This window comes from Streptomyces sp. NPDC050121 (assembly GCF_044460385.1).
In the GTDB taxonomy this organism is placed as follows: Bacteria; Actinomycetota; Actinomycetes; order Streptomycetales; family Streptomycetaceae; genus Streptomyces; species Streptomyces soliscabiei.
In genome coordinates this window covers 201,967-214,903 of the sequence record NZ_JBITJV010000010.1, presented here as the reverse complement: position 1 = coordinate 214,903, position 12,937 = coordinate 201,967, and the positions used below count along the sequence as shown (strand labels likewise).

Below are 12,937 nucleotides of genomic sequence, written 5' to 3'. Positions count from 1 at the left end.
GATCAGCCCCGGGTCAGCTTCTTGTAGGTGGCGCGGTGCGGACGCGCGGCGTCCGCACCCAGTCGCTCGATCTTGTTCTTCTCGTACGACTCGAAGTTGCCCTCGAACCAGAACCACTTGGAGTCACCCTCGTAGGCGAGGATGTGCGTGGCGACCCGGTCGAGGAACCACCGGTCGTGGGAGACGACCACGGCCGCACCCGGGAACTCCAGCAGCGCGTTCTCCAGGCTGCTGAGTGTCTCGACGTCGAGGTCGTTGGTCGGCTCGTCGAGGAGCAGCAGGTTGCCGCCCTGCTTGAGGGTGAGCGCGAGGTTCAGCCGGTTGCGCTCACCGCCGGAGAGCACCCCGGCCGGCTTCTGCTGGTCCGGCCCCTTGAACCCGAAGGCCGAGACGTACGCGCGGGACGGCATCTCGACCTGCCCGACGTTGATGTAGTCCAGCTCGTCGGAGACGACGGCCCACAGCGTCTTCTTCGGGTCGATGTTCTCGCGGCTCTGGTCGACGTAGGAGATCTTGACGGTCTCGCCGACCTTGATCGAGCCCGAGTCCGGGGTCTCGAGCCCCTGGATCATCTTGAAGAGGGTGGTCTTGCCGGCGCCGTTCGGGCCGATGACCCCGACGATGCCGTTGCGCGGGAGCGTGAAGGAGAGACCGTCGATGAGGACCTTCTCGCCGAAGGCCTTGGAGAGGTTGTCGACCTCGACGACGATGGAGCCGAGCCGCGGACCCGGCGGGATCTGGATCTCCTCGAAGTCCAGCTTCCGCATCTTGTCGGCCTCGGCGGCCATCTCCTCGTAGCGAGCGAGACGCGCCTTGGACTTGGCCTGACGCCCCTTGGCGTTGGACCGCACCCACTCGAGCTCTTCCTTCAGGCGCTTCGCACGCTTGGCGTCCTTCGCCCCCTCGACCTTGAGACGGCTCGCCTTGGTGTCGAGGTAGGTGGAGTAGTTGCCCTCGTAGGGGTGGGCGCGACCGCGGTCGAGCTCCAGGATCCACTCGGCGACGTTGTCCAGGAAGTACCGGTCGTGGGTGACGGCGACGACGGTGCCGGGGTACTTGGCGAGGTGCTGCTCCAGCCACTGCACGGACTCGGCGTCCAGGTGGTTGGTGGGCTCGTCGAGCAGCAGCAGGTCGGGGGCCTCCAGCAGCAGCTTGCACAGCGCGACCCGGCGGCGCTCACCACCGGAGAGGTTGGTGACGGGCCAGTCGCCGGGCGGGCAGCCCAGGGCGTCCATGGCCTGCTCCAGCTGGGTGTCCAGGTCCCACGCGTTGGCGTGGTCCAGGTCCTCCTGCAGCTTGCCCATCTCGTCGAGCAGCGCGTCCGAGTAGTCGGTCGCCATCAGCTCGGCGACCTCGTTGAACCGCTTCAGCTTGCCCATGACCTCGGCGGCGCCGTCCTGCACGTTCTGCAGCACGGTCTTGGACTCGTCGAGCGGCGGCTCCTGCAGCAGCATGCCGACGGTGTAACCGGGCGACAGGAACGCGTCACCGTTGGAGGGCTGCTCGAGCCCCGCCATGATCTTGAGAACGGTGGACTTACCGGCGCCGTTCGGCCCGACCACACCGATCTTCGCGCCGGGCAGGAAGCTCAGCGTTACGTCGTCAAGGATGACCTTGTCGCCGTGTGCCTTGCGCGTCTTGCGCATGGTGTAGATGTACTCAGCCAAGAGAAACCGTCCGGCAGCTTGAAATCAGGCAGTGGGCAGATACACCCCATCTTGCCGGACTGCCACCCCTCGGGGGAAACCCGATTGCCCGGGGACGGCTGACCTGGCCTTTCAACACAGACGGCTACGGTCGGCCTGTCAGTGCCGGTCGCCCTTGAGCGGCCTCCCCTCCTGCGCGGGGCTATCGTGCGGATGTGGCAAGCGCAGCGGAGCGTCCGTTCCTGTTTCTCGACGTCGATGGTCCGCTCATCCCGTTCGGGACGCTGCCCGACCACCACCCACAAGCCAGGGCTACCACCCCCTCGACGCCTGTCGATCAGGGAAACCCCCTGCTGGAGCGGCTCGCCCCCGGGATCGGGGCGCGCCTCATGGCCTTGGGCTGCCACCTCGTATGGGCCACGACCTGGATGGAGAAGGCGAACGAGGTTGTCGCCCCACGGATCGGCCTCCCGAACCTGCCCGTGGCGCAATGGCCGGACACCGACACCAAGGCCGAGACAGACCCGCGTGGCCTGCACTGGAAGACCCGCCACCTTGTCGAGCAGGCCGACGGCCGGCCGTTCATCTGGGTCGACGACGAGATCAGCTCCATGGACCGTCTCTGGGTCGCTGCCCAACATCCCGGACCGTCGCTCCTCCATCGCGTAGACCCTGCCCGCGGCCTCGCAGACGCGGACTTCTCCGCGATCACCGACTGGCTCCGCGGTGTCGCGCCCAGGTGAGCACCCCCTTCAGGAGGTCGGTCCGAGCGCGCCGCGGCGGCCGGACAGGGGGGGTCGGGCCTTTTCGTCGGTGGGCGCACTATCGTCGCGCAGATGAAGGTCCGTCACAACGTTCGTGCGGTTCTGCTCGATGGCGGTCAGCTCGTGTTCCTGCACCGAGGATGGCCGTCGTGCAGCACTACTTTCGCGCTGATGTACTGGACATGGATCCAAACCGCCGCAGCGGCCCTGAGCTCGACGATCCCGACACGGGCGACTTCTCACCGGTGCGAGTCGCGTGGGACGCGTCAGCCCTGAGAGCACTCGAACTCCATCCGCCCGAACTCGCCGACTACCTACGGGAGCACGCCGGGAACTGGGGCGCCTGAGCGGTGGCGCTCCCCGCCCGCCACAGCCGTACGGAGAAGGGCTGTCACCTGTACGGAGAAGGGCTGTCACCCGGACAGGTCTTCCAGTACGCGGCTGGGTGCCGGGTCGCACACGATTCTCTTGCAGTCTCGACCACCATTCGACCCACTGTGAGGGAGCCATCATGTCCCGCATGCCCAAGATCGCCGCTCTTGGCGCCGCTCTTGGCGCCGCTGTCGGCGTCCTGCTCGCCGCGAGCGCTGGAGTCGCAGCCGCCGGAGAAGACGGAGGCGGAGGCGGCTTCACCACGCAGCAGGTCGAGGGCCCTCCGTCGTAGTGCCGCCCAATTCGTTCGGCAGCGCTGATGCCACGTGCCCGGCAGGCACCACTCTCACCGGCGGCGGCTTCGGAACGATCAGCCCAGCCCTGGAAGTGACCGAGTCCTATGGCGCGGGGCCGGGTGGACCAGGGGGGCCGAACACGTGGAGGGCCGTGGCCGTCAACACAAGCCAGACGAACCAGACGCTCACCGCTTTTGCCATCTGCGCGACGCTCACGGGCCCACCCAAGTGATCCCCCGGCCGGGAGTCTCGCGAGCAGCCCGGCCGGGCTCTGTACCGGGGCGAGGGGTGGGGCTTACGAGGTGGCGTTCCAGGAGTGGGCGACGTCGACGATCAGGTGATCGCCCGACTGCGTCACCCGGAACGGCAGCCGGGCCCGGACGCCGACTCCCACCCGCGCCTCGGACTCGAGGGCGTCCGCGTAGCGGGTGTCCCTGAAGGTCTTGTAGCCGGTGACGTCCACTCCGGGCAGCGGTTGGCCGTGCTGCCCGGGGTAGGACTTCGTGCCGGTGGCCGGGTCGTAGTTCGGGTCCACGGCGATCTGCAGGATCGCCCCGCCCTCGATGGGGATCTCTCCCGTGGCGGGCGTCGTCAGCTTGTCGACGTACTTGACCTGGTAGCCGGTCGCGCCGGTCGAGCCGCCCTTGAAATCGAGGACCATGCGGTCGAAGCACTCGTGCCGGCCGGTCCTGATGTTCGTCAGCGGGGGCTTGTGGTCGTCCGCGGACCACAGGTGCTTCTCGAGGCTTCCCCACCCGGTCTCACACACCGCCGACTGCGACTTCGACGCGGCGGTGGCCGACGCGGCGGTGGCGGCCTGCGCCGTACCCACCGTTCCCGCGAGCCCGGCGCCCGCCAACACGAGCGCCGCCAGTGTGGTTCCGAGCCGTCGCATGTTTGCTCCCCATGATCGAGTACCCGCCCCTGAGAGGCCGTGGTGAGCAAGGCTGGGCTCGCAATGTGACCGGACCTGGCCCGGACGATCACGAAACGGCATCGGCCGACCGGTGAGCGGAAGTCCGGTCAGTCCCGTGCGCCGTTCTCCTTTCGGCCCACGAGGATCAGGGCCGCTCCGCCGATGACGACCAGACCGATGGCGGTGCCCGCGATGAGCGGGGTGGCGCTGGTGCCGCCCGTCGCGGCGAGATCGGTGTCGCTCGCGGCGGACGTGCCGCCGACCGTCGCCGGGCTCGGCTCACTGAGGGTCTGGGTGGTCAGGCCGGCGGTCTCGTCGGCCTGCGTCCTGCAGTCCAGGACGCCGGTGAAGCGGTACTCGACGCCTTGCAGGCCGTTGATCGTGAAGTCGTAGGCCTGGTCCTCCTGGAGGGGGATCGTCATCGTCTGGGACGCTCCGGCCGGGATGGTGTGCCGGATGCCCATCAGCTCGAAGGTGAAGTCGGCGTCGCCCTGGTTGGCGGCGGTGATGTCCACGCCGCTCCCGGCGCAGTTCTTCGCCGCGGACAGCGCCGGTATGGCGCCCTGCTTGGCCCAGGTCGCGCTCGCCGTCGCCGACACGGTCGACTCGCTGGAGCCGGCCAGGATCTGGGTCTGGCTGCGGTTCTCGGAGGTGAAGGCCCGTCCGACGGGGACGGTGGTCGAGGCCTGGACGGTCAGCTCGGCCGAGCCGGCGGCCGCATCGACGGGCACGTCGAAGAAGAGCTGGCTGCCGTCCGTCACGGACGTGACCGCCTTGCCGTCCTTGCCGACGATCCGTACCCCGCTGGTGGCGGCATGCAGCGGCGGTGTCACCGTCACGCCGCTCGCGTCGGTGTGCACCGTAACCGGGCCGAGCAGTTCGCCGGGGTGGCCGGAGACGGCGGGCGCGTCGAGGGTGAGCGACGCCGCGGGCTCCGGGACGGCGCGGGCGGCCTTGTGCAGATAGTCCGCGAGCCGCTCGGCCTGCGGGTCGACGGCGTCGACGGCCACGCCGTCCGAGTAGCGCCAGACGGCCACCTGGGTGCCGGCCGCCGCGTCCTGCTCGGTCAGGCCGCCGTCGATGCCGGCCTTGTCCGCGAGCGAGGCGAGGTCATTGACCTGGGGGTAGGAGTTCTGCAGGATCCAACCGATGCGGCCCGCGTCCTTGTTGGCGCCCAGCGAGGTGCCGCCCCACGGCGTCTCGTGGTACTTGGCGTCCTTCTGCGTCGGGTTGTAGAGGTCGACGCAGTAGGTCTGCAGGGTGCCGCCGCCCTCGACGGACATCTCGAACAGACCGGCCGGGACCTCCTGGTCCCCGGTGTCGGCGTGGATCACGGCGGCGCCGTACGTCTTGAGGCCGCCTATGGTCGCGGTGGCTCCGCCCTGACTCTGTGTCATCTCGGTGGCGACGGCCGTGCCCGCACCGGCGATCACGCCCACGGCGACGAGGCCGGACACCAACGTCGCCGCGGCGAGGCGGACCACCCCTCGCCCGCGTGTGAACGGCGCGGAGAACGAAGAAATCACGCAATTCCCCTTCGAGCAGGACACGTTGATGTGGGGGGTACGGTCCCACCAGCAGAATCAAAAGCCCCGTGAACCACGTCCGGCATCCTAGAGACGCCGCGCACCACGCTTACCGGTCATCTCATCGGATCACCGATCCGACTCGTAATCGTTATCCCCAAGATCGTCTACGGAGGTTTCCGCGAACCCGGCCTATCGACAAATCCACTCGGTCGTTCGGAGTGCATCCGTCGATAAGCCGTAGTTCGGTCAGTGACGGCTCCCAGGCGTTGATGACGCCCCGTCACCAGCCGGTCCGCTCACGTCACTCCCACCGGTTCGCGTCGCGGCGAACCGCCCGGCTCCCGCTCTCGCTCCGGCCCCCGTACCGGCTCCCGCTCCGACCCCCGTACCGGCCCTCGTTCCGGTCCCGGCTCCGGCCCTCGTTCCGGTCCCCAGTCCGGCTCCGGCACCCGCTCCGATACCCGTCCCGCGGAAGTCGCTGCCGAAGTCTGCCAGTTGGGTTCGGGCTGGACCGGTGCGCCCGCGGCCATCGGCTCGGGGCGGCCCGAGCGCCGGAACGCGGACGTGCCCCGCGCGATGTCGTGGCCGATCGCCACTGCGTCGATGTCCGCCGACGTCCAGTTCTGCTGTCCCTCGCGCTGCTCCGTGCGCACCTTCAGCCTGCCCTGCACGATCACCGGGTCGCCGACGTTCAGTGAGGCCATCGTGTTCGCGGCCAGCTGCCGGTTGGCCCACACCGTGAAGAAGTTGGTGTGCCCGTCGGTCCAGGTGTTCTTCTCGCGATCCCAGTAGCGCGAGGTGACCGCCAGCCGGAACCTCGCCGAAGCGCCCGCCGCCAGGTCTCGGTAGACCGGCCGCGTCGCCACGTTGCCGACCGCGCAGACCATCGTCTCGTTCATGCGAACCCCTCCCTCGCCGGACGGTCGTACCGCCCGGATACGCGCACGGGCCCGTCCCGTACGGCTGCGTCCGTCGCGATGGTCACGGTCGTGATCGCCGCGATCGCCGTGAAGCCAGACTGCCTCCGTTCGGGCCGAGCCCGCCGAGCCCTGTGGATCACCGTCCGCCTGTGGAAAACTCCGCCACCCGGACGAGTGACCACCCTCCCTTTCCCTGTGGATCACCCCTCGTCCCACAGCCCCCTCCCGCCACACCCCACTTCCACAACCGCCTCCACACCCGCCTCCACACTCACCGACACACCCGACCCCACAGCCCTCCGGCTCACCGCGCCCCCGTCCCCGTCGCCGCCCCCGCCTCCGCGCCCGTGACCCGCCCGTACTGCTCCCGGACCTCCCGGTACCGCAGCAGCTCCGCGGCCAAGGGATCCAGCACACGTGCCCGGCCGCACCCGGCCGCCGCCTCCCGCAGCCGGCGTTCCGCGTCCTGCCCGTACCGCCGGGCCGGTCCCCGTGCCGCCATCCGACAGCTCCACTCGACGAGCGGGCCGCCGATGATGCCCGCAACCATCAGCAGCACCGGAACCCCGAGGTTCGGCGCCATGACCCCGACGATCTGTCCGACCAGCCACAGCCCCCCGACGACCTGGAGCAGGGTCATGAACGCCTGCGCCAGCACGGCCACCGGCCACCAGCCCGGCCGCGGCGGCCGCCCCTGCGGCAACCCGGCCCGCGCCGCCAGCTCGTCCAGCGCCTCGGGCAGCCCCTGCGCGCCGCGTACGGCCGCCTCCCGCACAGCCTGCGCCCACGGCGCGGGCAGCCCCGCCGAGGCCCGCTCGGACACGGTGCGCACCGCCTGCTCGACGCGCTGCCGTGCCGTGGCCTCCTCGTCGGCCTGGGCACGGACCGGCAGCCGTCCGGTGGGAGGCTCGCGCCGGTCCTGCTGCCAGCGCCACAGCCGCAGCCACGGCGTCCCGCACGCGCGGCCCGCATGGCGCAGCCAGGCGCGTTCGGCGGCCTCGCCCGCCGCGGTGGCGCCCACCGCGTCGGCGAGCCGGTCGGCGAACGCCTCCCGCGCCTCCTCGCTGAGCCCGGTGCGCCGACCGGTGGCGTAGACGGGCCGCAGTCGCCACGCGGCGGCCTCCAGATCGGCCGAAACTCGCCGTGCCGCGGCGCCGCGCTCCGCCACGAACTGGCCGAGCAGCTCACGCAGTTCGCCGATCCCGTCCCCGGTGAGCGCGGACAGGGCGAGCACGGTCGCGCCCGGTTCGCCGTACTCGCCGAGGGCGACGCCGTCCTCGTCGAGCAGGCGTCGCAGGTCGTCGAGGACCAGCTCGGCGGCCTCGCCGGGCAGCCGGTCGACCTGGTTGAGGACGACGAACATGACCTCCGCGTGTCCGGCCATGGGCCGCAGATAGCGCTCGTGGAGGACGGCGTCGGCGTACTTCTCCGGGTCGACGACCCAGATGACGGCGTCGACGAGCCTCAGCACCCGGTCGACCTGCTCGCGGTGCTGCACGGCCGCCGAGTCGTGGTCCGGCAGGTCGATCAGCACGAGCCCGCGCAGCTGCGCCTCCGCCTCCGGGCTCTGCACCGGCCGTCTGCGCAGCCGGCCCGGAATGCCGAGCCGGTCGATGAGGGGCGCCGCGCCGTCGCCCCAGCTGCACGCGATGGGCGCGGCGGTGGTCGGACGGCGTACGCCCGTCTCCGAGATGGTCACTCCGGCCAGGGCGTTGAACAGCTGCGACTTGCCGCTTCCGGTGGCACCCGCGAGGGCCACGACGGTGTGCTGCCCGGAGAGCCTGCGCCGGGCCACCGCCTCGTCGAGGACCCGGCCGGCCTCGGCGAGGGTCCTGCTGTCGACCCGGGTGCGGGAGAGCCCCACGAGCTCGCGCAGCGCGTCGAGCCGGGAGCGCAGGGGGCCGTCGTACGTGAGCGGGGGCGCGGGCTGGGCACTGCCGACGCCCCCGCCCACGCCGCCACCGCCCACGCCGCCGCCCACGCCGCCACCGCCACGGCCACGGCCGCCGATCCTGCTGTCCACGGCGGTGGCCTCGTTCACGCGGCGAGCGATGAGCCCGTCGTCCCAGGCTCCGACGGTGTCCTTTGACACCGCCCTTGACGTTGACGTTGACGTTGACGTCGCGGTTGACGTCGCGGTCTCCGGGTTCTCCTCCCCCGGCGTGCCGTTCTCCCTCTGCTCCTGTGATGCGTGCTGTTCCAGTTCCAGTTCCTGTTCCTGTTCCTGTTCCTGTTCCTGTTCCTGCTGTTCCTGCTGTTCCTGCTGTTCCTGCTGTTCCTGCTGTTCCTGCTGTTCCTGCTGTTTCTGACGGTCCTGGTGCTCCTGCTGTGGCTGCTGGTCCCTGTTGTCCGTGTGGTCCTGGTCAGTGACGGCGGTCACCGGTCACCTCTCCTTCTGCAGTACGGACAGCGCGGCGATGAGTTCGGCCTGGGGTTCGGGGTGGACGTCGAGTCCGTCGAGGGGGGTGAGGCGGCGCTCTCGTTCGTTGTGCATCACGCGGTCGAGATGCTCGGCAAGCAGTCGTCCGGCCCGGTCGCGCAGCCGCAGCGCCCCGTGGGCGCCGATCCGCTCGGCGAGCCCCTCGCCCGCCGAGCGGGCCCTGCGGCCGCCCAGCACGGCGGTGGCGACGAGGGCGGCGACCGACTCCGGGTCGGGCGCGACACCGCGTTCCAGGCCGCGTACCTCGTCCTCGGCGTACTCCTCCAGCTCGCGCCGCCACCGTCGTACCGCCAGGCCGATGCGGTGCTCGGCGTTCTCCGGCGAGGTGTCCCGGTCGGACAGGGAGGGCGCGTTCGCCGCCGGTTCCCGCCGCCAGGCCTCGTCGACGCGCTCGTCGGCGGCGGTGACGGCGCACAGCAGGAGCGCGCCCAGGCTCTCCACGAGGGCGTCGAGGAGTTCGGCGGCGCTGCAGTCCAGCGGGAAGGCCCGCCAGCGTTTGAGCGCGTCGCCGGCGAGCACGGCACCGCTCTGCAGACGGCCCCGCACGCGCGTGTACTCGCTGTCGTACGCCCCGTCGACGGCCGACGTGAGCCGTAGCGCGGCCGCGTACTGGGCGGCGGTGGCCCCGGCCAGCTCGGGCAGCCGGGCCTTGAGGGAGTCGAGGACACCGTGTGCCGTGCGGGTCAGGGCGTAGCGGCGGGAGTTGGGATCCTGGACGTGGTGGACGAGCCAGGTCCGCAACGACGCGACGGCGGTCGCCGGGAGCAGCCCGCCGCCCCAGGCGGACTCGGGCAGCTCGGGCACCGTGAAGCGCGGTACGTGGCCCAGCCCGGCCTTGGTGAGCAGGGCGCCGTACTGCCGGGATACCTCTCCGACGACCTGGTGGGGCACCCGGTCCAGGACGGTCACGAGCATGGCGTCGTACTCCTTGGCGGTGCGGAGCAGATGCCAGGGCACGGCGTCGGCGTAGCGGGCGGCCGTCGTGACCATCACCCAGATGTCGGCGGCGCAGATCAACTCGGCGGCCAGGACGCGGTTGTCGGCGACGAGGGAGTCGATGTCGGGCGCGTCGAGGAGGGCGAGGCCCGGGGGAAGGCTGTCGGCGGTCTCGATGCGCAGCACGCGTCTGCCGTCCTCGCCGGGGAGCAACAGGTCGTCGGCCGACTCCCGATGGGGCGCCCACACGCGCGTGAGGCCGGGCAGCACCCGCATGCCGCTGAACCAGTGCTGGTCCTCCGGATGGCAGACGAGCACCGGTGTCCGTGTCGTCGGCCGCAGCACGCCCGCCTCGCTGACGCGCCGTCCTACCAGGGAGTTGACCAGGGTCGACTTGCCGGCGCCGGTGGAGCCGCCCACGACGGCCAGCAGCGGCGCTTCGGGCTGCCTGAGGCGGGGCACCAAGTAGTCGTCGAGCTGGGCGAGCAGTTCGTCGCGGTTGGCACGCGCGCGTGGGGCCCCCGCAAGGGGCAGCGGGAAGCGTGCGGCGGCGACACGGTCGCGCAGGGCGGAGAGTGCGTCGAGCAGCTGAGGCCGTACGTCCAAGGTCACCACATGCGAAGAATGCCCAATTTTAGGGGATTTATGAAGCATATAGGCATGTCTGCGCGCCGATAGGACACAAGGGACGGAAGGCGCGACTGGGACAGAGGCGCAGCCCAGGCATAACGAGTACACAACACCCGTGGCCGTGGACGCCAAAAGCGATGCACGATTCGTACCTGCCTGCGATTATCAGGACCGCTTCACCGAACCTCCACATTGAGCCACGGAGGCGAAGCAACCGGGACAAGGAACCGGGAGCCCTATCCTTGTCCCCGGCAACGTCACGGATCAGCCCACACCCGGGCAGCACGTACGAGGCCACCACACCCGGCCCCCGTAGCTCAGTGGATAGAGCAGGCGCCTTCTAAGCGCTTGGCCGCAGGTTCGAGTCCTGCCGGGGGCGCAAGTCTCCGCCCTCCCTATGGGAGGGCATTTTTGCTGGTCAGAGCACGTTTCACGCGACACGGCGAAGCCCCGGACACTCCCCCGATGATCAAGGGGAAGGTCCGGGGCTGTCCGGCTGTAACCGGGTTTTCGCGGGTGGCTGTGTCGAATACGTGTCGAAGTTTTCGGCGAGAAGCCTTCAACTCGCGTCGGCCGGCTCGGGGAGATCTCCAGCGGCCTCCAGCCGCCTTTTCAGGTCAGGCAGCTACCCCTCGACACACCGTGCGTAGGTGGCCAGCAGGACCGGCATGCTGTTCCCGGCCCATTCGGCGACCTGAGCGGGCGGGATCCCGTCATTGAGCCACTTGGTGAGGCGCGTGTGCCGGTTGTCGTACACGCGCTTCCCCGTGGGCGACTCGAAGACGTGCGCGGGCAGGACGGCCTTGCGCGCACTGCGCCACGCCCGACGAATGACCGAGCCGGCGAGAATGCCGCCCGTCTCCCCCTGGAACAGCAGATCACCGGGCTTGAGCTGCTCCTCCTCGACGTGCTGCCGCAGGATGCGCGTCAGGGCGGGATGCCCCGGCACGGTGCGCGTCTCACCCTCGGCGCGGCCCTTCAGGTCACGTTCCTCGTGGATCTCCCCGGTGTCGGTCCACTGCTTGCCGACCTCCGGGGTCGCCGTGTGGATCAGCAGCTCACACCACTCGTCTCGGGTGTCGGGGTCAGGAAGCATCACGTCCTGCACTCGCATGGCCACGGCTTCCTCCGGCCGTAGAGCGCAGTAGTACAGCGTGGCGAAGAATGCATGCAGCCGCGTTCCCCCGCGTGGCCGGCGACGGATCCAGTCGAGGAGCGCCGCCGCCTGGTCCGCGTTCATCAAGGATCGCTTGTCCACGGCGTTGCTGGTTTTGGTGACAGTCGTCGCCTCCTTCCCCTTGGGGAGGGGATTGGTCCGCAGGACGCGCCGCCGGATCGCGTGCTTCATGACGACGTTGAGGATCCGGCGGTTCCGCTTTCGGGACCAAGCCGCCGCCTGCTTCCCGTCGAGGCGCGTGTCGACGGCTCGCAAGACCTCATCGACCCTTTCCGGCTCCTCCCAGACCGAGACCGGCAGGGAGTTGCGCTCCACCCACCTGGGGATGGTCACCACGTCTCGCGGGGCGTCCGCACGGCGGGTCGCGTTGAACGCCCATTCGCGCAGCGCGGTCCGCACGGCCACCGGGGCGAACTGGATCGGCTGGGCACGCAGCAGCGCGATGGTGACCGCCGTCAGGGTCTTGGCGGTGTTCTTGCGGCTGTTGCCGCCGAGCTCCGCCCAACGGGCGTCCACGTACCCGACCGCGAACGCGTACCAGCTCATCGAAGCCGACTTGGAGCGGTGGGACACCGGCAGCCCGGTCGGCATCCAGGCGTCGGCAGGACTCGGCGCACGCCCAGACCGCCCCACCTACGGCGGTGGGGGCTTGTCGTCAGACAAGGAGCTTGGCCCACTAATGTCCGAAAATCCCAACCGGATCAAGGATTTGTGAGGTTCGCCACCTCTCTTTGAGGGGCAAGACGTCCTGTCCAACGACCTTGGGGCGAAGCATGGTTGGCCTTGAGTCGGGGTTGATTGCTCCGCCGGCACCCCACCTTGGCTGCGCCAGGAGGGGATTGGTCTCGCTGACGCCCAACCGGCAGCACGTCACCTGGTCTGACCCTATGTGCCAGGTGATCCGTCTCAGTTTCCGTCTCATTCAGCTCCGTTCACGGCTGTTCAGAGGAGACCGAGAGCCAAGACCGCGGCGGGGGTCAACCGCCCATGAACCCAGGTGAACGCCCCCGCACACAGCCCACCGCCCCACCAACACAGTTGGAAAGCGTGTTGGCGGTGCAGAGCTTCAGCTGGCGTCTGGGCGTGGTGGGCCCGGTTGGGTCTGCCGGACGCCGGTGCACGCCACCAGCGTGCTGCCGTCCTCGTCGAGGAACAGCATGAAGATCCAAGCCCCATCGGCAGTCCTGATCTGCCCCAGTCGAACCGGTCGGCTGTATAGGTCGAGGCGTTGCACAGCCCGGGCCAAGCCGGAGGTCTCGATACCCCTCCGAAGGGTGTGACGGAGTCGGCGCCCATAGACCGTCGCGAGCG

At 69.9% G+C, this 12,937-nt stretch carries 9 protein-coding genes, 1 tRNA gene and 1 pseudogene; 4 read left to right on the top strand and 7 right to left on the bottom strand.

What is annotated here, in order from left to right:
* Window positions 1-2: 2 nt before the first annotated feature.
* The gene (gene ettA, locus ACIBTS_RS18020; RefSeq protein ID WP_399320410.1) at window positions 3-1,667 is read right to left on the bottom strand and encodes an energy-dependent translational throttle protein EttA; all 1,665 of its coding nucleotides are present in this window, start codon (window positions 1,665-1,667) and stop codon (window positions 3-5) included.
* A 194-nt stretch (window positions 1,668-1,861) separates the two neighbouring features.
* Between ettA and ACIBTS_RS18015 the strand changes: the two genes are divergently transcribed.
* The 3 genes from ACIBTS_RS18015 to ACIBTS_RS18005 all read left to right on the top strand — a co-directional run bounded on the left by ACIBTS_RS18015 (window position 1,862) and on the right by ACIBTS_RS18005 (window position 3,074).
* Window positions 1,862-2,389: an HAD domain-containing protein gene (locus ACIBTS_RS18015; protein WP_399320409.1), complete on the top strand. Its 528-nt coding sequence runs from the start codon at window positions 1,862-1,864 to the stop codon at window positions 2,387-2,389.
* 203 nt (window positions 2,390-2,592) lie between these two features.
* The gene (locus ACIBTS_RS18010; protein ID WP_399320407.1) at window positions 2,593-2,757 is read left to right on the top strand and encodes a hypothetical protein; all 165 of its coding nucleotides are present in this window, start codon (window positions 2,593-2,595) and stop codon (window positions 2,755-2,757) included.
* A gap of 164 nt (window positions 2,758-2,921) precedes the next feature.
* Window positions 2,922-3,074 carry a hypothetical protein gene (locus tag ACIBTS_RS18005; protein WP_399320405.1) on the top strand — a complete coding sequence of 51 codons (153 nt, stop codon included), beginning with the start codon at window positions 2,922-2,924 and terminating at the stop codon, window positions 3,072-3,074.
* 299 nt (window positions 3,075-3,373) lie between these two features.
* On the opposite strand, the gene ACIBTS_RS18000 is transcribed toward ACIBTS_RS18005, so the two are convergent.
* From ACIBTS_RS18000 to ACIBTS_RS17980, 5 genes and pseudogenes are all read right to left on the bottom strand, one after another.
* Entirely contained in the window at window positions 3,374-3,973 is a 600-nt protein-coding gene (locus tag ACIBTS_RS18000) for a hypothetical protein (protein ID WP_399320403.1), read from the bottom strand.
* A 128-nt stretch (window positions 3,974-4,101) separates the two neighbouring features.
* Window positions 4,102-5,520 (bottom strand): TQXA domain-containing protein, encoded by a 1,419-nt coding sequence (locus ACIBTS_RS17995; protein WP_399320401.1) that lies wholly within the window; start codon window positions 5,518-5,520, stop codon window positions 4,102-4,104.
* Between the two features lie 440 nt (window positions 5,521-5,960).
* A pseudogene (locus ACIBTS_RS17990) lies at window positions 5,961-6,422 on the bottom strand (single-stranded DNA-binding protein); the annotation flags it as partial.
* Window positions 6,423-6,747: 325 nt separating this feature from the next.
* Complete coding sequence (locus ACIBTS_RS17985) at window positions 6,748-8,823, bottom strand: GTPase (RefSeq protein WP_399320399.1); 2,076 nt, start codon at window positions 8,821-8,823, stop codon at window positions 6,748-6,750.
* 3 nt (window positions 8,824-8,826) lie between these two features.
* Window positions 8,827-10,434, bottom strand: coding sequence for a dynamin family protein (locus ACIBTS_RS17980; protein WP_399320397.1), 1,608 nt, complete (start codon window positions 10,432-10,434; stop codon window positions 8,827-8,829).
* Between the two features lie 321 nt (window positions 10,435-10,755).
* Between ACIBTS_RS17980 and ACIBTS_RS17975 the strand changes: the two genes are divergently transcribed.
* Window positions 10,756-10,828, top strand: a tRNA-Arg gene (locus ACIBTS_RS17975).
* Between the two features lie 246 nt (window positions 10,829-11,074).
* Here ACIBTS_RS17975 and ACIBTS_RS17970 read toward each other — a convergent pair.
* Complete coding sequence (locus tag ACIBTS_RS17970) at window positions 11,075-12,217, bottom strand: tyrosine-type recombinase/integrase (RefSeq protein ID WP_399320395.1); 1,143 nt, start codon at window positions 12,215-12,217, stop codon at window positions 11,075-11,077.
* Window positions 12,218-12,937 lie beyond the last annotated feature (720 nt).

Coding starts and splice junctions, on each gene's coding strand:
- ACIBTS_RS18000 (WP_399320403.1), bottom strand. CDS start 3,973: ATGCGACGGCTCGGAACCACACTGGCGGCGCTCGTGTTGGCGGGCGCC.
- ACIBTS_RS17970 (WP_399320395.1), bottom strand. CDS start 12,217: ATGCCGACCGGGCTGCCGGTGTCCCACCGCTCCAAGTCGGCTTCGATG.
- ACIBTS_RS18010 (WP_399320407.1), top strand. CDS start 2,593: ATGGATCCAAACCGCCGCAGCGGCCCTGAGCTCGACGATCCCGACACG.
- ACIBTS_RS18005 (WP_399320405.1), top strand. CDS start 2,922: ATGTCCCGCATGCCCAAGATCGCCGCTCTTGGCGCCGCTCTTGGCGCC.